The organism is Polaromonas potterensis (assembly GCF_033446725.1).
Classification (GTDB): Bacteria; Pseudomonadota; Gammaproteobacteria; order Burkholderiales; family Burkholderiaceae_C; genus Polaromonas.
On record NZ_JAWQLX010000001.1, the window covers coordinates 554,615 to 579,243 of the forward strand.

Genomic DNA, 24,629 nt, shown 5'->3' on the forward strand with positions numbered 1-24,629 from the left:
AGGACTTTTTGATCAACTACTCAGCGCGGCTTCCAGCGCATCGATAAACATTGCCGCCACGTCGAAGCCGGTTTGGTCAAAAATTTCCTGGAAGCAGGTCGGGCTGGTGACGTTGATTTCGGTCACGTAGTCGCCGATCACGTCCACCCCGGCCAGCAACAAACCGCGCGCCGCCAGCACCGGCCCGAGGGCGTCGCCGATCTCCTGATCGCGTGCCGAGAGTTTTTGCGCCACACCCAGGCCGCCGGCCGCCAGGTTGCCGCGCACCTCGCTGCCCTGGGGAATACGCGCCAGGCTGTAAGGCACGGGTTTGCCGCCTATGACCAGCACACGTTTGTCGCCCCTGGAAATTTCGGGCAAAAACTTCTGCACCATCACGCTTTGCGCGCCGTCCTTGTTCAGCGTTTCAATGATGCTGCCCAGGTTCAGGCCGTCTTCCTTGACGCGGAAGATACCCATGCCGCCCATGCCGTCCAGCGGCTTGAGAATGATGTCTTTGTGTTCGGCGTGAAACCGTTTGATGTCGTCCGCGCTGCGTGTCACCAGGGTCGGGCCGCTGAACTGGGCAAACTCCAGGATGGCGAGTTTTTCCGGGTGGTCGCGCAAGGCGCGGGGCTTGTTGAACACCCGTGCGCCTTCACGCTCGGCCTGCTCCAGCAAATGGGTGCTGTAGAAATATTCGCTGTCAAAAGGCGGGTCCTTGCGCATGATCACGGCGTCAAACTCCTGCAGCGGACGGCGCAGGGCCGGCGCGGCGCTGAACCAGTCGGTCGCATCGCCGGTCAGGGTGATCTGGGTGACCAGGGCTGTGACTTGTTCGCCGGTCTGCCAGCGCAGGTCTTTGGGTTCACACACGCTGAGCTGATGGCCGCGCCGCTGCGCCTCGCGCATCATCGCAAACGTGGTGTCTTTGTAGATCTTGAAAGAGGCAAGCGGATCGGCGACAAAAAGAATGTGCATGGCGGTTCAGTCTTGAGGAAAGAGGATCGCCTAAGCGGCGCGCTGGCGATATTGTTGTACAAATAGCGCCAGCGCGCCGGCGACCACGCCCCAGAAGGCCGAACCTATGCCGGCAATCACCACGCCCGACAGCGTGACCAGAAACGTGATAAGCGCGGCCTCGCGGTGTGGCTCCTCGCGCAGCGCTTGCGCCAGGCCACTGCTGATGGTGCCCAGCAAAGCCAGCCCGGCGATCGCCACCACCAGCTCCTTGGGAAACGCCGTCAGCAGGCCGGTGACGGCCGCGCCAAAAATACCGATCACGATGTAGATCGCGCCGCAAGACACGGCCGCGGTGTAACGTTTGGCCGGGTCTTCATGCGCTTCCTTGCCCATACAGATGGCGGCGGTGATGGCGCTGAGGTTGAGCGCAAACGCACCAAACGGCGCCAGCACCAGGCTGGCCAGCCCCGTCAACGTGATCACTTTGGACACCGGGATGCCGCCGTCGGCGCTGCCCGGCCCATAACCCGCGGCACGAATCGCCGCCACGCCGGGCAGGTTTTGCGAAGCCATGGTCACCACAAACAGCGGCAAGGCCAGGCTGACCACCGCCGCCAAGGTGAAGCTGGGCATCACAAAAACCGGTCGAGCAAAGTCAAAGGTGATCGCGGTCCAGGCCATCTGGCCACGGGCCGCGACATAAACCACGGCGGCCAGCAAGGTCAGCAGCACCGCATAACGCGGCAACAGGCGCTTGCCCAGCAGATAAACAAGCAGCATCAACACCACCAGCACCAGCGCGGTTTGCGCGGCGGCAAAAGCCTGGATGCCAAAACGCGCCAACACCCCGGCCAGCAACGCCGAGGCAATCGCCATCGGAATGCGGTTCATGACTTTTTCAAACCAGCCGGTCACACCAAACAAGGTGATCAGCGCCGCACTGACCATGAAAGCGCCCACCGCCTCGGCCATGGAAAACCCACCCGCGAGTCCTGCCGTGGCCAGCACCGCCGCCCCCGGCGTGGACCAGGCCACCATCACCGGCTTCTTTAGCCACAAGGAAGGAATAACCGAACACAAACCCATGCCCAGCCCCAGCGCCCACATCCAGGAGCTGATCTGCGCTGGCGTGGCGTTAAAAGCCAGCGCCGCCTGAAAAACAATGGCCACCGAACTGGTGAAGCCGACCAGCACGGCGACAAAACCAGCGGTGAAGGCGGAGAGATTGAGGTCTTTGAAAAATGACATGGAGGGATTCTGGCAGGGTCAGGCGTGGGGCGTCCGGCCTGCGGTCCCCTGTCTGCCGAAAACGCAGCCTGATGCCAGCTCAGGCCGCCACTTTTGCATCCACCGGCGCCACTTCCCTGACCAGGCTGTTCAAAGCCTGCGCCACGACGCCGTGGGTGGCGACGGGGCGTAACAAACCCTCCTTGAGCAGGCGTTCGCAGCTGCGTTTGGTCATGGAATGGGGCTGGCCGCCGTGGCTGACAAACATGAACAGGGTGCCGCGTGTGCTGGCCCAGATCAGTTGCGCGCGCAGCCAGTGGCGTTTGGAATACAGGTCCACCCAGCTGCCTTCGCGCAGGCCCAGCAAGACTTGTTCGGGGCTGGGCTCGTCACCGGCTTCTGCGAGGTTTGGTGTTTCGTCCTCTGCCACCGGGACGGGTTGCTCTGCCGGCCCGGGCTCGCTGGGTTTGTCATCCAGTTCGGCGGGGCCGGACGGCAGGGTTTCTTCGAACCCGGCCTTGTCCAGCTCTTGCGGCGTCAGCCAGGGTTGGCCGGCGGTTTTGGCTTTTCTTTGTTCGGGGCTGGCCTGCAGAAGGTCGTTCAGTTCCGGGTCCTCGGCCAGCGCCATGTCCAGCGGCGTGGCGGCCGATTCCTCGGCATCGCGGCGGCTGCGCAGGCGGCGCAGCTTGAGCACCGGGCGGTGCAGTTTTTCCATCACCTTGAAAAAAGCTTCGGTCTCGCGCGGGTCTTGCCCCAACGAGGCCAGGCCAGATTGCAGCTTGCCGAGCAGGCCGGGAATCATCTCGATCAAATGGCCCGGGCGTTTGAGTGTGACCTGGGGCTTGACGCTCCACAACAGGTCGCTGACCAGCGAGCTATAACCGCCGGGGTCGATCTGGCGCGCCGCGTCGGTCAGGCGGGCATGGGCCAGTACCAGCGCCCAGGGGCCGAACAAAAAGTCCAGCACCACGCCCGGCACCTGGTCCAGGTCGGCACGCAGGCTCAGGTCGTAGGCGATCTGGTCGGCCTGGCTTTGCCGCTCTTCGGCAAACTGCATGGTCTGGCGCATGTTGCTGCGCTGTGCCTGCTCCTGCTGGTCCTGGCCATCCCACAGGTTTTGCAGCTCGCCCAGGGCCGCCGCAAAAGGCTGGGCATCGGCGATGTCCTGGGCATTGAGTGCATTGAAGGCCTCGCTCACCGACTGGAAAAAGACCGCGAATTCCGGGCTGGCCGCGTCGTTGTATTTGAAGCTGCGCTGCGCCACACGTTCCATCAGGCGCCGGCCGGGGTGGTTTTCTTCGCTGAAAAAACGCGAGTCGACCATGGCCAGGCGCAGCAGCGAGGGCTCCAGCGCGACGATGGCCTCGCGCACCGGCTCCAGCAGGCGCGGGTCTTGCGCGACCTGGTTCACCAGCTTGCGCACCACCTCCATGCCCAAGACCTGGCCGACACGGGTCGCGTCTTTTTTGAGTTGCGTGCGCACCAGCGCACGTTCGCGGGCGCGCCCGTAAACGCCCCAGACCTGCGAGCTCAGTTGGCTCAACACATCGATGATGCGCGAGGGGTTGTCCGGCGTTTCCTGTGCCGGGTGCACCGGCCGCTCGGGGTCGCTGCGTGTGCCGCGGTAATCGTCGCTGAGCGCGGGTGGTGGCTCGTCCTGCAAGGCCACGGGTGCCGAGTCGGGGCTGGCTTTGAGCGCGCTTAATTCTTCTTCGATGGTCGCGTAATACGAGGGCGCCAGCCCGTGGTTGGCATGGCTGCCGCCGCGAAACAAAAAGTCCTGGAACAGCTCATCCCGGATTTCGTAATTCGACAGATCGGCGTATTGCGAGGGCACCTTGGCCAGGGGCTCGTCCGATACATAACCCAGGGGGGCCGAGCCTGAGGTGGTTTCTGTGCCCGTACCGGCCTGTGTTTGCGCCGCGCCGCTGCCCGGGCCCCGGCCGCTGTTGGCCGGTGTCGGCAACACCCGGTAACTGGCGGCCCGCACCTGGGCCATCTCCAGCACATTGATCAGGCGTTCGTACACACGTTTGAGTTCGCGCCCCAGCGGTTCGGCCAGGTGTTTGGCCCACAAGGCACTGACGGCCGGCTCGACCGTCGCGCTGGCCAGCAAGCTGCGCAAGGTGTGGGCATACACCTCGGGCCGCACCGGGTTGAACTCCGGGCTGACATTGACCAGGCCCTGGGCCGAACTCATCAAGGCATCCAGCTCGGCCAGGGCGCGCTCGACCACCGGCAAGACCTGCTGCAGCAGCCGGGAGGACTCAATGCCTTCTTCGACCTGGGCGTTGTCCACCAGCGAAAACAGGTCGGCCCCACTACCGGGGCGCGTGGATGTTCCGGTTGTGAATGGCTGGGCCGCTGGCCGGTCGGTTGCGCCCGGCGCCGTGCTGTTGAAGGCTGCCAGCAGTGCCTGCGGGTATTGCGCGCACCAGCCGTCTTTGTTTTTAAGCAGCTCGCGCCAGGCCTGGCCCAAGTTGTCGCGCTCGGCCGGTTTGAGGCTTTGGGTTTCCGCGATCTGCAGCGCCGCCACCGCATGGTCTATGCAGTGTTCAAGCGCTGGTTTGGCGGCCTTGGCAGCTTCCTGCAGGCAATGGTGAAAAACGTCGGCTTGCAATGCCATCTTGGGCGGCGGGTGGTGTGACAAAGTAAAAGCGGGTTCCGTGATTTTGTTGGCAAAACCCCGGATTCGGTACGAGCTTGGAGTTTGGTCTGAACTGGGGCTCGGCGGATGAAGATGCCGAAGTATCTTGTAACAATTTTTAACCTGTGATCGATCAAGAAGTACCTGCTTACATGTGACGGGCCGAGAGTGGTGGTGTTGCCCGCACCGCTAGAACGTAGATGTGATGCAGCATCAAATAGGCCTCCAGCCCTTTAAAAATGAGCGCAAGTAGCTATGGTTTGGATAGCGTGTCTGATGCCTGAATCCCTGTTTCGCGTTGCTGATACGGGAGTCGGCGACGGAAAAATGCCACCAAGTGCCCCTGTTAAAAAGCCACCACAAACCGTGGCGGTTTGGGGTGGCTGGCGCACCGGCTGTCCCGGTGCTTGCTCCCGTCGGGGCGACAACTCAGGCGCGGCCAGGGGCGGCGTTGTACATCGCGCTGCTGCGTGCTTGTGTGCCTTCTGCGCGCACGTCGCTGCGGTTGCGCTGGCTGGTCCGCGGTGTCATGGCGATCATGCCGCCGTCCACCTGGTTGCTGCTGGTGACAGCGCCTGGCTGCTGCAGGCTCATGGTTTGCATACGCATGGTGCTGTGGGTGGAGCTGCTCGCGACAGTGCGTGTGGGCTCCAGCGGGTTGTCGGCACCGGCCGCAAAAGTATTCATCGAGGCCAGGGCGGCGACAGCGATCAGGGCGGAGGAGAGGAGTTTGGCGGTCATGATAAATATCCTTGTTGAATGATGAAGCGTGAAGAAAACGTGGGGGACTCAGCTGGGAACCAGCACCCGGTTGACCACGTGGATCACACCGTTGGACTGGTAAACATTGGCGATGCTGACCATGGCGGTGCCGCCTTTTTCGTCGGTCACCATCACATTCGGGCCGCTGCTGGTCACGACCAGGGTGTCACCGCTGACCGTGGTCAACACGGCGCGGCCATTGCCGGCCATCACGCGCTGACTCAGTGCGGCCGCGTCCAGCCGGCCCGACACCACGTGGGCGGTCAGCACCTTGGTCAGCAGGGCTTTGTTCTCGGGTTTGAGCAGCGTGTCCACTGTGCCGGCCGGCAAGGCGGCGAAAGCCGCGTTGGTCGGTGCAAACACCGTGAAGGGCCCCGGCGTTTTCAGGGTCTCGACCAGGCCGGCGGCCTTGACGGCAGCGACCAGGGTGGTGTGGTCCTTGGAGTTGACGGCGTTGTCGATGATGTCCTTGCTCGGGAACATGGCCGCGCCGCCGACCATGACCGAGGGTTCGCCGGACATGGTGTTGCCCGACATGCCGCCGGCGCAGGCGCTGAGAAGGACGGCCACGCCGGCTGCAATGATGAGTTTTTTCATAAAAGGCTCCTGATGATTCTTGGGTTGAAGATCCTGTGGAATCCGCCACAGCGCGTGAGCGTTTTGTTGGGCGCTTGCAGGGAATACGCGGCAGATGCGCGACTGGATGTGCGGGCCAAGCGCCGGACGAAAAAAAAGCGCCCGAAGACGCTTTTAAAATAGTTACAAGCAAAATAAGCCGTCAGCCCAAAGGGGATGGGCGCAGGCAGCTATGAATTCAGGAGCGCTACCCAAGCGGTGCCCGCCTTGGCCTTGCGCCAGGCCCGTGCACGCGGCCCCGCGTGTCATCTGGCCCGCATCGGCGTATCGCGGCCTTAGTCGCGCAGCCGCTCCGCCACAAACTGGCGGAACAGGCCCATCGATGGGGCTTCGGTGCGCCCGGCCAGCGTGACAAACGCAAAACGCGCGCCGCTGGTGAATGGGGGGTCGGTCGCCAGTTCGGCGAGTTGTCCCGCCTCAATGCCGGCGCGTGTAGCCGCCAGGATGCCGAGGTAGATCGCGTCCGAGGCCTTGACCGTCTCTATCAGGCTGGTGATGTCGTCGCAGCGCAGGCTCACGGCCTGCTGCGGGTCGGCCCGCGGGCCGAAGCGGGTGACCAGCAGGTGGGCGACTTCCGTACTCAGGGGGATGCAGGCCAGCGGGTAGCGCAGCATGTCGTCAAAAGACACAGGTCCGTCGGCCTGCAGCAAGGGATGGCCGCTGCGGCAGACAAAGCCGGCGCGCAGTTCGGTCAGGTTCTCGATGGCCAGGTCGGGGGCCGGCGCGATGCGGCGAACGTCGACCACCAGCGCGTCGAGCGTGCGCTGGCGCAGCTGCATCAGCTGCAACTCGGTCGCCCCTGGTGACACGCTGACCTGCACGCCCGGGTGGTGCCTGGCCATGTGTACCAGAAACGGCGTCATCAGCATGGCGCCCGGCCCCGACCCCAGGCCGATACGGATGGCGCCCAGGTCGCCCTGTTTGAGCAGCTCGGCGCTGCGGCGCAGCTCGGCCGCCTCGAAGACCATGCGTCTGGCGCGCACCGCCACGGCCTGACCCAGCGGCGTGAGTTCATTGCGTTTGCCGCTGCGGTCTATCAGGCACGCGCCCAGATCTTCTTCCAGGGCCTGGATGCTGCGGCTCAGGGCTGACTGCGTGAGGTGTTGCCGCTCGGCGGCGCGGCTGAAGGAGCCGGTCTCGGCCACGGCCAGCAGGTGTTCGAGTTGTGCAAGATTCATGTTCTAGCGTCGTGAATGAGTCGCATGAATGGTAATCACAAAAATAATGCATTGGACACATTAATCCGGGCTATCTAGCATTCTTGAGGTGTATCCCCCCGTGCACCCATTCCAAGTATTCCAAGTATTCCAAGGAGACAACCCTATGAACGTATTCAAGACCGTCACCGTGCTGCTGGCCGGCCTGCTGCTGGCCACCGGCGGCGTGCTCGCCCAGAGCTACCCGAGCAAGCCTGTCAACCTGATGGTGCCCTACCCCGCTGGCGGGCCGTCCGATGCGCACGCGCGCATCTTCACCGTGCCACTGGGCAAGGAGCTGGGCCAGTCGGTCATCGTTGAAAACCTCGGCGGCGTCAGCGGCGCGCTGGCCGCGCAGAAGGTGCTGGCCGCACCGGCCGATGGCTACTACCTCTTTCAGGGCTCGCCGAACGAGTTGATCCTGGCGCCGCTGGCCAACGCCGCCGTGAAGCTCAAGACCGAGGACTTCCGCCTCGTGCATCCGGCGAGCGATGCCGTGATGGTCTTCGTCGCGCGCAAGGACTTGCCGGCCAACAGCGTGGACGAACTGATCGCGTTGGCGCGCAAGTCGGGCGACAAGCCGCTGACTTACGGCAGCGTGGGCATAGGTTCGCTCTACCACCTGATCCTCGAGGATGTGCAGCAGCGCGCCGGCATCAAGCTGATCCACGCGCCCTACAAGGGCAATGCGCCTTTGATGCAGGACATAGGCGGCGGATCTGTCGATTTCGCCGTGCTGGTGTACAGCGCGGCGATGGGGGGGCTGGCCGACCAGGGCCGGGTCAAGATCATCGGACAGCTCGGCGCGCAGCGCTCTGAATTGCTGAAGAATGTACCCACCGTCAGCGAAGGCAAGGAGTTGAAAAACTTCTCCTACGGCATCTGGAGCGGCTTCTTCGTGCCGAAGAACACGCCGGAAGCCGTGGTCGAGCGCCTGCACAAGGCCATCGGCACGACGTTGCAGGACCCCTCCTTGCGCTCGCAACTGGCGGCGCAAACGGCACTGGCATCGTCGCCCACGTCACTGGCCGACGGGGCGAAGTACTTCGCGGCCGAAACCGCGAAGTACCGCGCCATCGCCAAGGCGATCAACCTGCAGCCGCAGTGAGCGCCCGCATGAACACGCGGCTGCTGGAGGCACTGAACGACAAGGCCGATGCGTTCATCAGCCTGCGGCACGATATCCACCGCCATCCCGAGCTGGCCTTCGACGAACACCGCACCTCGGCCCTGGTGGCCGAGAAGCTGCAAGGCTGGGGTTACGCGGTCGAGCGCGGCCTGGGCGGCACCGGCTTGGTGGGGCAGCTGGTGCGCGGCGACGGCCAGCGCCGGCTCGGCCTGCGCGCCGACATGGACGCGCTGCCCATCCACGAAGCCACCGGCCTGCCGCACGCCAGTTGCCACGCCGGCGTGATGCACGCCTGCGGCCACGACGGCCACACCGCCATGCTGCTGGCCGCCGCGCAGCACCTGGCGCAGAGCGGGGACTTTTCCGGCACTTTGAACCTGATCTTCCAGCCGGCCGAAGAAGGCGGCGGCGGTGCCCTGCGCATGATGGACGACGGCCTGTTCGAGAAATACCCCTGCGACGCGATCTTCGCCATGCACAACATGCCCGGCGTTCCGCAAGGGCGACTGGTGCTGCGCGAAGGTGCGGCCATGGCTTCGTCGGACTACGTCACCGTCACGCTGACCGGCGTCGGGGGCCATGGCGCGATGCCGCACCTGGCGACCGACCCGATCGTGGCGGCGGCCAGCATTGTGATGGCGCTGCAGACCATCGTTTCGCGCAACATCGATCCGCTGCAGATGGCGGTGGTCACCGTCGGCGCGCTGCATGCCGGCAAAGCCAACAATGTGATCCCGCAAAGCGCGACCCTGGAGCTCAGCGTGCGCGCGCTGGACCGCGAGGTGCGCGCCAGGCTGGAGCAGCGCATCAAGGCGCTGATCACCGCGCAGGCTGAAAGTTTTGGCGCCACGGCGCGGATCGACTGGCGGCCCGGATATGCGGTGCTGGTCAACACGCCCGAGCAAACCGCCTTCGCCCGCGAGGTGGCGCTGGAACTGGTCGGAGAGGAGCGCGTGACGCTGCAAGGTCCGGCCTTATCCGGCAGTGAAGACTTTGCCTTCATGCTGGAACGTGTGCCCGGCAGCTATTTGTTCATCGGCAACGGCGATGGCGACAGCGCCGGTGCCTGCATGGTGCACAACCCGGGCTACGACTTCAACGACGCGAACCTGCCCATAGGTGCGGCTTACTGGACGCTGCTGGCGCAACGCTTTCTGGTCTGAATCCTCGGCAGCGCCATTAAAAATGGCGCCCTCGGGCGCCGTTTTTTTTTGCAAATTATCTTCGTGTCAAATCGGGTCGTGGCCCTTTCTGGTATTGCCCAACCAGCTACCAAATAGATAGCTGGTTGGGCTTGTCACGCTCAGGCCTGCGCCTTGACCTTCAGACGCCAGGCATGCAGCAGCGGCTCGGTGTAACCACTGGGTTGCGCCAGGCCCTTGAACACCAGGTCGCAAGCCGCCTTGTAGGCCGCCGAGGTGTCGAAGTGACCCGCCATGTTTTTGTAAAGCGGGTCGCCGGCGTTTTGGTCATCCACCACGGCGGCCATGCGTTCAAACGTTTCACGCACCTGGGCCTCGGTCACCACGCCGTGCAACAACCAGTTGGCGATGTGCTGGCTGGAGATGCGCAGGGTGGCGCGGTCTTCCATCAGGCCGACGTTGTGGATGTCGGGCACCTTGGAGCAGCCCACCCCCTGGTCGATCCAGCGCACCACGTAACCCAGGATGCCTTGCGCGTTGTTGTCCAGCTCCTGCTGTTTTTCAGCAGCCGACCAGTTGGTGTTTGTCGCCACGGGCACTTCCAGCAGCGCGTTGAGCAGCTTGTCGTGTTCGGCATGGGCGTCGATCTTTTCCAGCTGTTGCTGCACATCGCTGACGCTGACCTGCAGGTAATGCAGGGCATGCAGGGTGGCGGCGGTGGGTGAGGGCACCCAGGCGGTGTTGGCGCCGGCTTTGGGGTGGGCGATTTTCTGCTCCAGCATGGCGGCCATCAGGTCCGGCATGGCCCACATGCCCTTGCCGATTTGCGCCTTGCCGCGCAGGCCGCTGGACAGGCCCACCAGCACATTGCTTTTTTCATAAGCAGCAATCCAGGCGCTGGCTTTCATGTCGCCCTTGCGGATCATGGGGCCGGCATACATGGCGGTGTGCATTTCGTCGCCGGTGCGGTCCAGAAAACCGGTGTTGATGAAGGCCACACGCGCGCTGGCTTCGGCAAGACAGGCCTGGAGGTTGACGCTGGTGCGGCGCTCTTCGTCCATGATGCCGAGCTTGACGGTGTTGGCCGGCAGGCCCAGCAAGCTTTCCACGCGGCCGAACAGCTCCGACGCAAAAGCCACTTCCTGCGGGCCGTGCATCTTGGGTTTGACGATGTAGATCGAGCCGGTGCGCGAGTTGACGATGGCTTGCTTGCCGCGGCGTTGCAGGTCGTGCATGGCAATCGCCACGGTCACCACCGCGTCCAGGATGCCTTCGGGGATTTCTTTACCGTCCGCGTACAGGATGGCCGGGTTGGTCATCAGGTGGCCGACATTGCGCAGGAACATCAGCGAGCGGCCATGCAAGCTCAAGGGCTGGCCATCGGCACCGGTGTACACGCGGTCGGGGTTCAGGCCACGCACAAACGTCTTGCCGCCCTTGCTCACGTTTTCGGTCAGCGTGCCCTGCAAAATACCCAGCCAGTTGCTGTAGGCCAGCACCTTGTCGTCGGCATCCACCACGGCCACCGAGTCTTCCAGGTCCAGGATGGTCGAAAGCGCGGCTTCCAGCACCAGGTCGCTGACGCCGGCGGCGTCGGTTTTGCCGATGGCGGTGTTGCGGTCGATCTGGATGTCCAGGTGCAGGCCGTTGTGGGTCAGCAGCACCGACGAAGGTGCGGCGGCCTCACCCTGGTAGCCGACAAACTGCGCGGGATTGGCCAGGGCGGTGCGGCCGGCGGCCGTGTTCACCACCAGCTGGCCGTCTTCCACGCTGTACAAGGTCGCGTCTTTGTGTGAGCCCTTGGCCAGCGGCACGGCCTGGTCCAGCACCTGACGCGCAAAGGCGATGACCTTGGCGCCGCGCACCGGGTTGTAACCCTTGCCTTTTTCGGCGCCGCCGGTTTCGGCAATCGCGTCCGTGCCGTACAGCGCGTCATACAGCGAGCCCCAACGCGCGTTGGCGGCGTTGAGTGCATAACGCGCGTTGAGCACCGGCACCACCAGTTGCGGGCCTGCCTGCAGGGCCAGCTCGGCGTCGACGTGGGTGGTGGTGGCTTGCACCTTGGCCGGAACCGGCACCAGGTAGCCGATTTTCTCCAGGAAAGCGCGGTAGGCCGGCATGTCCTGGATCGGGCCGGGGTGGGCCTTGTGCCAGTTGTCCATCTCGGTCTGCAGGCGGTCGCGTTCGGCCAGCAAGGCGATGTTTTTCGGTGCCAGATCGGCCACGATGGTATCAAAGCCGGCCCAGAAGGTGTCGCTGGCCACACCGGTGCCGGGCAGCACTTGGTCTTCCACAAAACGGTACAGATTGGTGGCGACCTGGAGGTGGTGGCGGGTGGTGCGTGCAGTCGTGTTGGCAGTCATGATGTCAGTCCCTTTTTAAAAATAAACGTTGCTACAAATGGCCTGGGGTGGTGAAGGCGCTGCTGCGTCTCAGCCCAGCGTCTTGGAAAAATAATAAAGCGTCAACACGGTGCCCACCGCGATCACCATGCGGCGCAGCCAGGGGCCGCGTATGTTGCGCGCCATACGCGCGCCCAGGTAGCCGCCCAGGCTGGCGGTCAGCACCATGACCAGCGTGTGCGGCCAACTGACCGCGCCGGCCACGACGAAGGTGGCGACCGTGATGCTGTAGACCACGGCAGACAGCAGGTTCTTCAAGGCGTTGATGTGCTGCACGTCCTCGTGCCCGCCTATGGCCAGGCTGGCCATCATCAGGATGCCCATGCCGGCGCCAAAAAATCCGCCGTAAATGGACACCAGCAGTTGCACCAGCCAGCCGGCCGGCGAGCCGCTGCCATGGCACTCTTCCGCGGCGACTTGGGGTTTGACCTGGCCGTGGCGCGCGCGCAGGTGTTTGAGGGTGGCGGCCAGTTGCGGACTGAAGGCGAACAGCAAGGTGGCAAAGGCCAGCAGCCAGGGGATCAGTGCCGAGAACCGCGCGTCGCCGGCGCTCAGCAGCAGCAGTCCGCCGGCCACGCCGCCCAGCAGCGAAGCCGCGCCCATGGGCAGCAAATAACGCTTGTAAGGGACCAATTCACGCCGGTAGGCCCAGGCGCCGGTCAGGCTGCCTGGCCACTGGGCCACGGAATTGCTGGCGTTGGCCACCACCGGCGGAATGCCAATCATCAGCAGTGCCGGAAAGGAAAAAAAGGTGCCGCCGCCGGCGATGGCATTGACGGCACCCGCCGCAAATGCGCCACCGCCTATCAGCAGCATGTCCAGCAAGCTCATGTCGAAAAGTGTCATGCCGTCGCTCCTGCCGCAGGCGGGGCGATCAGGCCGGGCAGCATCAGTACTTCGCGCAGGCTGTGGCCGGTGTGTGTGGGTGCTGTGCCCAGCTCTTCAAAAGGCAGGGCATAACGGTTGACCCACAAGGTCTGGTAGCCATACCAGGTCGCGGCCAGCGCGTCCCAACTGTTGCAACTGACAAAGGCAATCTGCCGGGCGGCCAGGCCGGTGGCCTGCGGCCCCAGCGCATAAGCGTCGGGATGGGTTTTGTATTTGCGCACGCCGTCGACACTGAGCACATGGTCCAGCAGGCCTTCCAGGCCGGCGGAACGCACGGCGATGTCCAGCATGCCGGGGTCGCCGTTGGACAAAATGCCGGTGACGATGCCGCGGCTTTTTAGCGCCTGCAAGACCTCGCGGGTTTCCGGAAAAGCCGACAGGTGGCGGTACTGGTTCATCAGCCGCTCTTCGTTGCCGGCGCTCAGGTCCAAGCCCAGGCGTTTGCAGGCATAACGCAGGCCGGCGCGGGTCAGGTCCCAGAAGGGCTGGTAGTGGTCGCCGCCATTGCTGGTGGTGACCAGCCGGGTGTATTCAATCTGCTTGTCGCGCCAGAGCAGGCCCAGCGCCTGTCCCTGGCCGGGAAACAACTGCTCCGCCAGCAGGCCCACGCTGTACACATCGAACAGCGTGCCGTAAGCATCAAATAAAACAGCCCGTGGCAACGTCGGCCCGGCTTTGGGTTTTTCCATCCCTCTACTTTATTTGATACTCAAGCGCTTATTAATGATGAATAAATTGGTTTATCCATGACCTTAATGAAGGTAATCAAAGCATGCCGCTGAGTTTGCGTGCGCATTCCAGCACCGGTTTGACGTAGGTCTGGTCGTAACGGGAGACCGGCATGGTCAAGGTCAGGGCGCCGGCCAAGCTGCCATCGGCCTTGAACACCGGCGCGGAAATACCGGCCACCTCGGCCAGGCGATCACCGACCGCCGTGTAATAACCCTGTTCCCGGATTTTTGCGTAAAGTTGCCGGTCTTTTAGGGCTTTGGCCCTTGCCTGATGGGCGTCAAACGCTATCAAAATGCGAGCGCCTGTGCCGCGGTCGGCCGGTAACACGTCGCCGGCCTTGATGTGGTCGCGGATCGGGTGCGGCGAGTCCACGCGGTACAGGCACAAACGGGCCTCGCCCTGGCGCACATGGTAGGCCGCACTTTCGCCGGTGATCCCCACGAGCTGGCGCAGCACCGGCAGCACCACCTTGTCCAGCGAAAACGAGGCGGCATACACGCCGTGCAGCCGGGCGACTTCGGCACCCAGCGCATAACGGCCGTCGTCGAGTTTCTGGATCAGATGTGCGTGTTCCAGCGAGGCCAGCAGCCTGAGCACCGTGCTTTTGTAGAGCTGCGTGCGCTGCGCCAGCTCGATCAGACCCAGTGAGGTGTCGCCCGCCTTGAACGCCGACAGCAAGGTGAGGGCGCGGTCCACGGCGGCGGCACCGCCGGGGGCGGCGTGGGCATCGGCGACGGATTCGGTCTGGGCTTTGCGTGGCATCGGTCAATCTCCTGGGCAAGTCCCCGCTTGACAGCGCGGGCAAGCTGCTTCAATATTTCATTAGAAAGAATATTGTTCTATCTTACAGAATACTGAAAAACATGCAAACCCCTCCTGAACCCTCTGTGCTGATCAGCGAAGTGGGGCCGCGCGACGGCCTTCAAAGTGTCGCGCGCACCATGGCCACGGCCGACAAGCTGCGCTGGATCAGCGCCCTGCACGCCGCCGGCCTGCGCGAAATCGAGGTCTGTTCTTTTGTGCCGGCCAAACACCTGCCGCAGATGGCCGACGCCGCCGAGGTGGTGGCACACGCGCTGACCCTGCCCGGCCTGACCGTGATGGCGCTGGTGCCGAATAGAAAAGGTGCCGAAGCCGCACTGGCCGCCGGTGTGCACAAACTCACGGTGCCGGTATCGGCCAGCGCCGCCCATTCGCTGGCCAATGTGCGCAAGACCCGCGAAGAAATGATCGAGGAGGTGCGTGCGATCTCCGATCTGCGCCGCGACATCGCGCCCCAGGTCAGGCTGGAAGCCGGCATCTCCACCGCCTTTGGCTGCACCTTGCAGGGCTGGGTGCCGGAGGACGAAGTGATCTGGCTGGCGGCCCAATGTATCGCCGCTGGCGCCGACGAATCGGGCCTGTCGGACACCGTTGGTTATGCCAACCCGGCGCAGGTGCGCCGTTTGTTTCGGCGCCTGCGCGCCGAGATAGGTGAGCACGCCGGCGCGGCCCACATGCACAACACACGCGGTCTTGGCCTGGCCAACTGCCTGGCAGCTTACGACGAAGGGGTGCGTACTTTTGATGCCTCACTCGGCGGCCTGGGCGGCTGCCCTTATGCGCCCGGTGCCTCGGGCAATGTGGTGACCGAAGACCTGGTGTTCATGTTTGAAGCCATGGGTGTGTCCACTGGTGTTGATCTCGGCCGGTTGCTGGCCGCCCGTGCGCCGCTGCAGGCCGGTTTGCCGGGCGAGCCGATTTACGGCATGACGCCCGAGGCGGGCTTGCCCAAAGGGTTTGTGCAGGGAGCCGCTCATGCCTGAGCCAACGAACCAGGAAAAGCATGGCGCTGGACGAGCACAACGCCGAGATCGTGGCCGCACGCCCTTATTCCGCGCGAGACACCGAGGCGCTTTCCGGGCGCCATGCCAGCGCCCCGACCTGATCCCCTTTTTCAATTTGATCAACCCCGCTTTTTCAGGAGACAAGGCATGAACTTCCAGCGCCGTACCGGCCTTTTACTCGCCTGCGCCGCCTTGGCTATCCCAACCGCCGCCTTCGCGCAAGCGCCCTGGCCCAGCAAGCCGGTCAAATTGGTGGTGCCCTACGCCGCGGGCGGACCGGCCGATGTGGTCGCCCGGGAAATCGCTCAGCGTCTGGCGGTTGAACTCAAGCAGCCCGTGCTCATCGAGAACCAGGGCGGTGCCATGGGTATGCCCGCACTGACCGCGGTCGCACGTGCAGAACCCGATGGGCATACCTTGTTGATGCCCGCCTTGGGCAACGTGGTGCTGCAGCCCCTGCTCAGCAAAAACGGCGGAGCCGACCTGCTGGCCAAATTGCGGCCAGTCAGCATGGTCTCCACCAGCGCGCATGTGCTGGTGGTGTCGGCCAAGCTGCCGGTCAAGACGGTGCGAGAACTGGTGGACTACGCCAAGGCCAATCCAGGCAAAGTGAGTTTTGCGTCTGCGGGCACCGGCGGAACGGCTCACCTGGGCATGGAAATGTTCAAGGTACTGTCCAAAACCGACGTGCTGCATGTTCCCTACAAGGGCAGTTCCGCCGCCGTCGGCGACCTGGTGTCAGGTCAGGTCAGTGCCATGTTCAGCAGCTTGCCGTCCTTGCAGGGTGTGGCGGACAAGGGCTACGTACGCGTCATTGGAGCGACTGCCGCGAGCACCTCGGCCGCCACCCGATCCTTGCCCCTGTTATCGGCCACGCTGCCCGGCTTCGACTACACCACCTGGTATGCCCTGTATGCCCCGCTGGCCACGCCCACGCCGGTGGTGGAGCGCCTGAACGCCGCTTTGCGCAAGGTGCTGCAGGATCCTGCGCTGCAGGCAAAGATCGAACCCCACGGCGTCGAGTTGCTTGGCAGCACGCCCGAGGAGGTGCAGGCCTGGACGAAACGCGACACCGACAAATGGGGGCGCGTCATTCGCGACGCTCACATCTCCCTCGACTGATTCGCTGGCGACGGGCGCACCATGGACAAGTTCAAGCTACTTGAATCCTTTGTCTCGGTCACGAGCTGCGACAGCCCGACGCTTCTGCGCGACAGATGTTTTGCGCCTGCCCGGAATCTTGATTTGAATGACTGACATGACAAGCAAAGACACTGCCCCCCCTCTGATCAACCCGTCCACCCTGCCGTATGCCGGCATCCGTGTTGTCGAATTCACCCACATGGTCATGGGCCCGACCTGCGGTCTGTTGCTGGCCGACCTGGGCGCCGAGGTCATCAAGGTGGAACCCATAGAGGGCGACAACACGCGGCGCCTGCTGGGCTCGGGTTCTGGTTTTTTCCCGACCTTCAACCGCAACAAAAAAAGCATCGCGCTTGACCTGAAAAACCCCGAAGGCGTGGAGGCCGCGCTGCGCCTGATTGCCACCGCCGACATCGTCAGCGAGAACTTCAAGCCCGGCACCATGAAAAAGCTGGGCCTGGACTACGACACCCTGAAAAAGCTGAATCCGCGTCTTATCTATGTGAGCCACAAGGGTTTTCTGCCCGGCCCTTACGACCACCGCACGGCGTTGGACGAGGTGGTGCAGATGATGGGCGGCCTGGCCTACATGACGGGGCGTGTCGGTGATCCCTTGCGTGCGGGCAGCAGTGTCAACGACATCATGGGCGGCATGTTTGGCGCGATTGGCGCCATGGCCGCGCTGGCCGCACGCGAGAAAACCGGCCGGGGTCAGGAAGTGCAATCGGCCCTGTTCGAAAACAATGTCTTTCTGGTGGCGCAACACATGATGCAGTTCGCCGCCACCGGCAAGGCCGCCGACCCCATGCCCAGCCGCATCTCGGCCTGGGCGGTGTACGACGTGTTCACTGTCAAGGACGGCGAGCAGATTTTTCTGGCCGCCGTGAGCGACAAGCAGTGGGCGATTTTTTGCAAGGCCTTTGGCCTGGAAGAGCTACTGGCCGATACCCGCCTGAAGTCCAACAACGATCGGGTGCTGGCGCGCGACTGGATGATGCCCCTGTTGCGCTCCCACCTGGCGGCTTACAGCGCGGCCGAACTCAGCGCCGTGTTTGAAAAAAACGAGCTGCCGTTTGCCCCCATCACCAAGCCGCAGGATTTGTTCGACGATCCGCACCTCAATGCCACCGGCGGTCTCGCGCCCATTCGCATGAACGACGGCAGCACCGCCAAGGTACCGCTGATGCCTTTCACCCTGGACGGTGAACGTCCGCAAATCCGGCTCCAGCCACCCACGCTGGGGCAGCACAGCCAGGCGCTGCTGGAAGAGGTCGGCTACAGCGCGGCCGACATCGCCCGGCTCAAAACCCACAACATCACTTTCGGAGAGACCCCATGACAACCACGACCCGCCCCCCACGTTTCGCCCACCTCACCCGCGGGCTGCTGCTGGCCAGCGCGGTCGGCATCGCCGGCTTGCCCGTCCTGGCGCAGACCGCCTGGCCTGACAAACCCATCCGTTTTGTCGTGCCTTACACCCCGGGCGGCGGCACTGACACGGTCACGCGCCACATCGCCAACACCATCACGCAAGATACGCAGTGGACTTTTCTGATTGACAACAAGGCCGGTGGCGGCGGCAACATCGGCCTGGACATGGTGGCCAAGTCCAAGGCCGACGGCTACACCATAGGCATGGGGCAAACCGCCAACCTGGCCATCAACCCGGCCTTGTTGCCCAGCATGCCTTTTGACCCGGCCAGGGATTTTGCGCCCGTGGCCCTGGTGGCCGAGCTGCCGACCGTGATGGTGGTGCGCGCCGATTCCCCGTGGAAAACACTGGCTGATGCGATCAAGGCGGCCAAGGCCAAACCCGGTGAGCTCAAGCAGGCGCTGGCCGGCACCGGCACGGTTGGGCATCTGGCCGGCGAAATGCTGGCGCGCCGTACCGGCATCAAGGTGCTGAACGTGCCTTACAAAGGCGCAGCGCCGGCCATCACCGACCTGCTGGGCGGCCAGACCGACTACATGTTCGCCACGCCGCAAGCCGTGATCGGCATGGTCAAGGGCAACAAGCTGCGCGCGCTGGCCGTGACCTCGACCAAACGCCTGGCCATCCTGCCCGAGGTGCCGACCGTCGCCGAGGCCGGTTACAAGGGTTTTGAAGCAGTGGACTGGAAAGTCATCGTGGCGCCGGCCGGCACGCCGGCCGAGGTGATCAAACGGCTGAATGCGGCCGTGGCCAAAGCCCTGACCCATCCCACCATGATTGCCCAGCTCGCGGCAGAAGGCAGCGCGCCCCTGAGCGGTGATCCCGCGCAAGTGGCCAGGTACCTGAAAGCGGAACAAGCCGAGTGGGGCAAACTGATCCGTGACGCGGGCATCAAGCTGGAATAAGCGCCGCGCATGCAAAAAGCCCCGTCCTGGTGTCGCCCGGGGCCGGGGCTTTTTTAACGCCTGGCGGCCACGAGGCCTTCCTGCTTCAGGATGGCGCGGGGAACTCAGCGTGAGGGTGTGGCCGGAACGATGACCAGGGTCTCGCCGTCTTTTCCGGTCTGGCCTGGCGCCCCGGTACTGCCGGTGTTGCCGGTACTACCCGTGTTGCCGGTGGCGCCGGTATCTCCCGTCGCGCCGGTGTAACCGGTCGAACCGGTCGAACCGGTTGAGCCGGTTGAGCCCGTTGCGCCTGTGGGGCCGGCGGGGCCGGGCACCGGAACGGTCACCACGGTGGGGGGTGTCACCACAGCGGCCGGGCGATCACAGGCGCTCAAGGCCAGAGCCATCAGCGTGGCTGAAAAAATGAGGGGGTAATTCATAAAAAATCCTTTGGATAATTGACGAAAACCATCTGTCTGAACAGCTTGGCCGTCGTCGTGGGGTTAAAAAATACGCTGTATGTGCGTACGGTTGCGTTCAATGGCGAACGTAACCCCGCTTCTCCGTAGCCGGAACAGCCGATGGACGGCTGCTTCCGCGCATTCTTGGGCATCGGTGCGCTTGGATTTCCACGGAACTGTAGATCTGGAAACCTCTTTGCACCCACCTGTCCAGTTGTAAGCGGCAGCGAGCTAGCCGGGTGTAGGCGCAGGGCCGGACACGACGTGGGCACAAAGCGTTGCTTTTACTGCCCATGCGCTTTCGTCCGTCAGTGCACCCCTTGTTCCTCGGCCGCCCCTATACTGCCAAAATGGACCAGTCAGTACATTCCACGCGTCCGGTGAAACCGGTGGCCAAGGTGTCGCCGCGCGAAACCACCCGCACCAACGACCCGGTGCGGACCATGGCCGGGATTCTCGAGGTGGCGACCACGGAGTTCGCCAGCAAAGGTCTCAGCGGCGCACGCATCGACGAGATCGCGGCTGCCACGCGCACCAGCAAGCGCATGATTTATTACTATTTCGGCAGCAAGGAAGGCCTGTACATCGCGGTGCTGGAGGAAGCCTATCGCCGCATGCGGACCATCGAGGCCGAGCTGCACCTTGAAGACCTGCCGCCTGAGGACGCCTTGCGCCGACTCGTGGGTTTCACCTTCGACCACCACCATGACAACCAGGATTACATCAGGCTGGTGATGAACGAAAACATGGAGCGCGGTGTCTATCTGGCGCAAAGCGAAGTCATCGAGGCGCTCAACGTGCCGGCCATCCAGGCGATTCGCCAGCTCTACGACCGCGGCGTGGCCTCGGGGGTGTTCCGGCCCGGCCTGGACGCCATCGACATCCATGCGTCGATCTCGGCGCTGACTTTTTTCAATGTGTCCAACCAGCATACCTTTGGCCTGATCTTCAAACGTGACGGCCAGTCGCCCGAAGCCCTGGCGGTCCGGCGCCAGAACATCGTGGAGATGGTCGTGCGTTTCGTTCAGGTCTGAACGGCCCCTGTCGCCGCTGCGTGCGGGCGGCATGGGGTAATCACTGATTTGTAAAAACTAACTAGTTCGTACATTAATGAGGTGATTTGTAGGCAGGAGCCCAACCGTGATCCAGAAACTGATAAACCGCTATTGCCAGGCCCTCTCGTGGCTGATCGTGGCCTGTCTGGCGCTCATGGTGGTGCTGGTGTTTACCAATGTGGTCTTGCGTTACGCCATGAACTCCGGCATTGCTGTGTCGGAAGAGTTGTCGCGCTGGCTCTTCGTCTGGCTCACCTTTCTGGGCGGCATCGTGGCGATGAACGAGGGCGCACACCTGGGCACCGACAGCCTGGTTTCGCGCCTGCCGCTGCGGGGCAAAAAAACCTGCCTGTTCATCGGCCATCTACTGATGTTGTACATCTGCTGGCTGCTGTTCCAGGGCTCGCTGGAGCAGGTCAAGATCAACTGGGATTCCACCAGCGCTGCGATGGAAACCTCGATGGCCTTGTTTTACGGCTGCGGTTTGGTGTTTGCCGTTTCGGGCGCTGTGATCCTGCTCAACCAACTCTGGCGCTTGCTGTCCGGCCAGCTGTCGGAGGCCGAGCTGATAGGCATACGCGAGTCCGAAGAAGAGCCTCTTGACCTGCCCAAGCCCTTGTAAACCTTTGCGGGACAGACCGCAGCTACACGCAGTGAGCCAGCTCTGTCCCCAACTGACTAAAGCATCGTCATGACCATTGCTGTTTTTCTCGGTTCCCTGCTGGCCGCCATGGCCCTGGGCGTGCCGATCGCTTTTTCCCTGTTGTTGTGTGGTGCCGCCCTGATGTGGCACATGGACATGTTCGACGCGCAGATCCTCGCGCAAAACGTCATCAACGGGGCCGACAGTTTTCCGCTGCTGGCCGTGCCTTTTTTCATGCTGGCCGGCGAGGTGATGAACACCGGCGGATTGTCGCGGCGCATTGTTAACTTCGCCATGGCCTTGGTCGGCCACATCAAGGGCGGCCTCGGTTATGTGACCATCATTGCCGCTTGTTTGTTGTCGGCCTTGTCGGGCTCGGCCGTGGCCGACGCGGCCGCGCTCACGGCTCTGCTGCTGCCCATGATGGTCAAGGCCGGGCATGACAAGGCGCGCAGCGGCGGCCTGATCGCGGCCTGCGGCGTCATCGGGCCCATCATTCCGCCGTCCATCGGGTTTGTGATTTTTGGTGTGGCCGCCAATGTGTCGATCAGCAAATTGTTTCTGGCCGGCATTTTTCCTGGCCTGGTGCTGGGCGCCGGTTTGTGGCTGACCTGGTGGTGGCTGACACGCCGCGAGCACATCGCCACCCCGCCCCGCCGTTCGCGCAGTGAGGTGCTGCTGGCCATGCGCCAGGCTGGCTGGGCCTTGATGCTGCCGGTGATCATTCTGGTGGGCTTGCGCATGGGCGTTTTCACGCCCACCGAAGCGGCCGTGGTGGCCGCGGTGTATGCGCTGTTTGTTGCGGGTGTCATCTACCGCGAGTTAAGCATCCAGCAGTTGTACGACGTTTTTCTTGCGGCCGCCAAAACCACCGCCGTCATCATGTTTCTGGTTGCCGCTGCCATGGTCTCGGCCTGGCTCATCACCGTGGCCCAGTTGCCCGCGCAAGTCATCAGCCTGCTGGAGCCCTTGTTGGGCAACCCCACGCTGCTGCTGATGGCCATCATGGTGTTGGTCATGGTTGTTGGAACCGCCATGGACATGACACCCACCATCCTGATCCTGACGCCGGTGCTGATGCCCCTGGTCAAGGCGGCCGGCATCGACCCGGTGTATTTCGGCGTGTTGTTCATCATCAACAACTCCATCGGGCTGGTGACCCCGCCCGTGGGCACGGTGCTCAACGTGGTGGCAGGCGTGGGCCGCATGAAGATGGACGAGGTGACACGCGGCGTGTTGCCCTTCATGGCCGTGCAATTCGCGCTCATGTTCCTGATGGTGTTGTTCCCGCAGATTGTGATGTGGCCCGCACGGTTTCTCTATGGATAGAAATATGGGTTCAAGTGCCGACCGGCATCGATCCTGATTTCCTGTGTGGCGGCATGCCTGGTACGCGCATGTCCTGCACTTTTACGGTTGGCGTACTGAGAGATTCCCAAGGAGACAACAATGAAACGTCTGATGATCAAAACCCTGGTGGCTGCGGCCACGCTCGGCGCTTTCGGTCTGGCCGCGGCACAGGACATCAAGGAACACACGATCAAGTTTGCCCACCAGAACCCCAAGGGCCATCCCATCGTGATGGGCATGGAGAAGTTTGCCGAGATCGTCAGCACCAAATCCGGCGGCAAGATCAAGGTCAACCTGTTTCCCGGTGGCGTGCTGGGCGGCGATGCGCCCAACGTTTCGGGTCTGCAGGGCGGCACCATCGAAATGGTGGTGTTGAATTCCGGCATCCTGGCCAGCCAGGTCAAGGAGTTCGCGATTTATGACTTCCCCTTCCTGTTTGCGAATGCAAAAGAAGCCGATGCCGTGGTGGACGGCCCCTTCGGCAAAAAACTGCACGACAAGCTGCAGGATAAAGGCATGGTCGGCCTGGCTTACTGGGAGCTGGGCTTTCGCAACATGACCAACAGCAAACGCGCCATCAACAAGGTGGAAGACCTGGCCGGCCTGAAAATCCGCGTGATCCCCAACCCCATCAACCTGGACTGGGTCAAGGCGCTGGACGCCAACCCCACACCCATGGCGTTTCCCGAGGTGTATGCCGCCCTGGAATCCAAGGCGCTGGACGGCCAGGAAAACCCGCTGAACACCATCCTGGCCAACAAGTTTGCCGAGGTCCAGAAACACCTGACCCTGACCAACCACGTTTACAACCCGCAGTCGGTCATCATCAGCAAGAAGTTCTGGGACAAACTCTCCGGCGACGAGAAAAAACTGCTGGCCGATGCTGCGATCGAAGCTGGCAAATACCAGCGCCAGGCCGCACGTGATGCCGCGGGCACCACGCTGGATGCGCTCAAGAAGGCGGGCATGCAGGTCACCGAGTTGCCACCCGCCGAAATGACCAAGCTGCGCGAGAAGATGAAGCCGGTGATCGCCAAATATTCCGCCGGTGTGGGCGAATCCACGGTCAATGAATTGATGACCGAGTTGACCAAGTTGCGCAAATAAGGTCGAACGCTTTTCTCCGCCCGGAACACCTTGTCTCGGGCGGCGCGCTTCTTTTATCCGACATTTTTGACTCGCATGAACAGCACCTTGATCCTTAATGCCGGCAGCGCAGCCTTGTGCGCGGCCACCTTCCAGAGGGGGCGGCCATGATTCGCGGCACCACCACCCTGATCGCCCACATCGGTTATCCGACGGAAGCTTTCAAGGCGCCCATGATTTACAACCCCTGGTTCGAGCAGGCCGGCATCGATGCCGTGGTGATGCCCATGGGGGTCAAACCCGAGGACTATGCGCAGGTGCTGAAAAGCCTGTTCAAGCTCACCAACATTCGTGGCGCACTGATCACCATGCCACACAAGGTGACAACCTTGGCTTTGCTGGACGACCACACCCCGGCCGTGGACATCGCCGGCGCCTGCAACGCCATCCTGCGCCGCCCCGACGGCAGCCTGCTGGGCGACATGTTTGATGGCGCCGGTTTTGTGCGTGGCGTGTTGCGCAAGGGCCTGCGGCTGGCAGGGGCTCGCGTGCTGGTGGTGGGCTGCGGCGGCGTGGGTTCGGCGATTGCCGCCTCGTTGGCGGCGGCTGGCGTGCGTGCGATGGGGCTGTACGACCGTCATCCGGCTTCTGCCGACGCCCTGGCCGCCCGCCTGCGCAAGCATTACCCGGCGCTGCAGCTCAGCACCGGCAACAACGACCCGGCCGGTTACGACCTGGTGGTGAATGCCACGCCGCTGGGCATGAACGAGGGCGACCCCCTGCCGGTCGATGTGGCGCGCATGGCGCCCTCCACGTTTGCGGGCGAGGTGGTGATGAAAAAAGAGATGACGGCTTTTCTGCGCGCGGCCCAGGCGCGTGGTTGCGCGGTGCAGGTGGGCTCGGACATGTTGTTCGAGCAGATCCCGGCCTACCTTGAATTTTTTGGCTTCGGCACCGCAACGCCCGAGGCCTTGCGCGCGGTGGCCCGCCTCAGTTATTAAGCTCTGCGCACCGCACAACGTCCCAAGGACCACCACAGCCAACAC

At 63.2% G+C, this 24,629-nt stretch carries 22 protein-coding genes; 11 read left to right on the forward strand and 11 right to left on the reverse strand.

Annotated features, from left to right (window positions below; genetic code table 11):
- Nucleotides 1-12 precede the first annotated feature (12 nt).
- From gshB to R6254_RS02685, 6 genes are all read right to left on the reverse strand, one after another.
- Entirely contained in the window at nt 13-960 is a 948-nt protein-coding gene (gshB, locus tag R6254_RS02660) for a glutathione synthase (RefSeq protein ID WP_318404189.1), read from the reverse strand.
- Between the two features lie 30 nt (nt 961-990).
- Nucleotides 991-2,190 carry a benzoate/H(+) symporter BenE family transporter gene (locus R6254_RS02665; protein ID WP_318404190.1) on the reverse strand — a complete coding sequence of 400 codons (1,200 nt, stop codon included), beginning with the start codon at nt 2,188-2,190 and terminating at the stop codon, nt 991-993.
- Nucleotides 2,191-2,269: 79 nt separating this feature from the next.
- Nucleotides 2,270-4,795 (reverse strand): DUF1631 family protein, encoded by a 2,526-nt coding sequence (locus tag R6254_RS02670; protein ID WP_318404191.1) that lies wholly within the window; start codon nt 4,793-4,795, stop codon nt 2,270-2,272.
- Nucleotides 4,796-5,245: 450 nt separating this feature from the next.
- The gene (locus tag R6254_RS02675; RefSeq protein ID WP_318404192.1) at nt 5,246-5,557 is read right to left on the reverse strand and encodes a hypothetical protein; all 312 of its coding nucleotides are present in this window, start codon (nt 5,555-5,557) and stop codon (nt 5,246-5,248) included.
- 48 nt (nt 5,558-5,605) lie between these two features.
- Nucleotides 5,606-6,175, reverse strand: a complete 570-nt coding sequence (locus R6254_RS02680) for a fasciclin domain-containing protein (protein WP_412103090.1) — start codon at nt 6,173-6,175, stop codon at nt 5,606-5,608.
- A 314-nt stretch (nt 6,176-6,489) separates the two neighbouring features.
- Nucleotides 6,490-7,392: a LysR family transcriptional regulator gene (locus R6254_RS02685; RefSeq protein WP_318404193.1), complete on the reverse strand. Its 903-nt coding sequence runs from the start codon at nt 7,390-7,392 to the stop codon at nt 6,490-6,492.
- 145 nt (nt 7,393-7,537) lie between these two features.
- Here R6254_RS02685 and R6254_RS02690 point away from each other — a divergent pair, with 145 nt between their 5' ends.
- Entirely contained in the window at nt 7,538-8,518 is a 981-nt protein-coding gene (locus R6254_RS02690) for a tripartite tricarboxylate transporter substrate binding protein (protein ID WP_318404195.1), read from the forward strand.
- An 8-nt stretch (nt 8,519-8,526) separates the two neighbouring features.
- A complete protein-coding gene (locus tag R6254_RS02695) occupies nt 8,527-9,702 on the forward strand; it encodes a M20 aminoacylase family protein (RefSeq protein ID WP_318404197.1) in 1,176 nt (391 codons plus the stop codon).
- A 140-nt stretch (nt 9,703-9,842) separates the two neighbouring features.
- On the opposite strand, the gene R6254_RS02700 is transcribed toward R6254_RS02695, so the two are convergent.
- The 4 genes from R6254_RS02700 to R6254_RS02715 all read right to left on the reverse strand — a co-directional run bounded on the left by R6254_RS02700 (nt 9,843) and on the right by R6254_RS02715 (nt 14,465).
- A complete protein-coding gene (locus R6254_RS02700; protein WP_318404199.1) occupies nt 9,843-12,044 on the reverse strand; it encodes a malate synthase G in 2,202 nt (733 codons plus the stop codon).
- A gap of 69 nt (nt 12,045-12,113) precedes the next feature.
- Nucleotides 12,114-12,929, reverse strand: coding sequence for a sulfite exporter TauE/SafE family protein (locus R6254_RS02705; protein WP_318404200.1), 816 nt, complete (start codon nt 12,927-12,929; stop codon nt 12,114-12,116).
- A complete protein-coding gene (locus R6254_RS02710; RefSeq protein ID WP_318404201.1) occupies nt 12,926-13,660 on the reverse strand; it encodes a haloacid dehalogenase type II in 735 nt (244 codons plus the stop codon). Before R6254_RS02710 ends, R6254_RS02705 begins: the two co-directional genes overlap by 4 nt.
- Before the next feature lie 76 nt (nt 13,661-13,736).
- On the reverse strand, nt 13,737-14,465 hold the full coding sequence (locus R6254_RS02715; RefSeq protein WP_318404203.1) for an IclR family transcriptional regulator: 729 nt from the start codon (nt 14,463-14,465) through the stop codon (nt 13,737-13,739).
- Nucleotides 14,466-14,566: 101 nt separating this feature from the next.
- Here R6254_RS02715 and R6254_RS02720 point away from each other — a divergent pair, with 101 nt between their 5' ends.
- From R6254_RS02720 to R6254_RS02735, 4 genes are all read left to right on the forward strand, one after another.
- The gene (locus R6254_RS02720) at nt 14,567-15,508 is read left to right on the forward strand and encodes a hydroxymethylglutaryl-CoA lyase (RefSeq protein WP_318404205.1); all 942 of its coding nucleotides are present in this window, start codon (nt 14,567-14,569) and stop codon (nt 15,506-15,508) included.
- 168 nt (nt 15,509-15,676) lie between these two features.
- Complete coding sequence (locus R6254_RS02725; protein WP_318404206.1) at nt 15,677-16,651, forward strand: Bug family tripartite tricarboxylate transporter substrate binding protein; 975 nt, start codon at nt 15,677-15,679, stop codon at nt 16,649-16,651.
- A gap of 136 nt (nt 16,652-16,787) precedes the next feature.
- Nucleotides 16,788-18,011, forward strand: coding sequence for a CaiB/BaiF CoA transferase family protein (locus R6254_RS02730; RefSeq protein WP_318404207.1), 1,224 nt, complete (start codon nt 16,788-16,790; stop codon nt 18,009-18,011).
- Complete coding sequence (locus R6254_RS02735; RefSeq protein WP_318404208.1) at nt 18,008-19,009, forward strand: Bug family tripartite tricarboxylate transporter substrate binding protein; 1,002 nt, start codon at nt 18,008-18,010, stop codon at nt 19,007-19,009. Before R6254_RS02730 ends, R6254_RS02735 begins: the two co-directional genes overlap by 4 nt.
- Nucleotides 19,010-19,113: 104 nt before the next feature.
- Here the strand turns inward: R6254_RS02735 and R6254_RS02740 are convergent, their stop codons facing one another.
- Complete coding sequence (locus R6254_RS02740; RefSeq protein ID WP_318404209.1) at nt 19,114-19,428, reverse strand: collagen-like protein; 315 nt, start codon at nt 19,426-19,428, stop codon at nt 19,114-19,116.
- A 371-nt stretch (nt 19,429-19,799) separates the two neighbouring features.
- Here R6254_RS02740 and R6254_RS02745 point away from each other — a divergent pair, with 371 nt between their 5' ends.
- The 5 genes from R6254_RS02745 to R6254_RS02765 all read left to right on the forward strand — a co-directional run bounded on the left by R6254_RS02745 (nt 19,800) and on the right by R6254_RS02765 (nt 24,584).
- Nucleotides 19,800-20,483 (forward strand): TetR/AcrR family transcriptional regulator, encoded by a 684-nt coding sequence (locus R6254_RS02745; RefSeq protein WP_318404210.1) that lies wholly within the window; start codon nt 19,800-19,802, stop codon nt 20,481-20,483.
- 106 nt (nt 20,484-20,589) lie between these two features.
- Nucleotides 20,590-21,126 carry a TRAP transporter small permease gene (locus R6254_RS02750; protein WP_318404212.1) on the forward strand — a complete coding sequence of 179 codons (537 nt, stop codon included), beginning with the start codon at nt 20,590-20,592 and terminating at the stop codon, nt 21,124-21,126.
- A gap of 69 nt (nt 21,127-21,195) precedes the next feature.
- Nucleotides 21,196-22,476, forward strand: coding sequence for a TRAP transporter large permease subunit (locus tag R6254_RS02755; RefSeq protein ID WP_318404214.1), 1,281 nt, complete (start codon nt 21,196-21,198; stop codon nt 22,474-22,476).
- Between the two features lie 120 nt (nt 22,477-22,596).
- Nucleotides 22,597-23,604, forward strand: a complete 1,008-nt coding sequence (locus tag R6254_RS02760; RefSeq protein WP_318404217.1) for a TRAP transporter substrate-binding protein — start codon at nt 22,597-22,599, stop codon at nt 23,602-23,604.
- A gap of 146 nt (nt 23,605-23,750) precedes the next feature.
- On the forward strand, nt 23,751-24,584 hold the full coding sequence (locus R6254_RS02765; RefSeq protein WP_318404219.1) for a shikimate dehydrogenase family protein: 834 nt from the start codon (nt 23,751-23,753) through the stop codon (nt 24,582-24,584).
- The last annotated feature ends 45 nt before the right edge of the window (nt 24,585-24,629 follow it).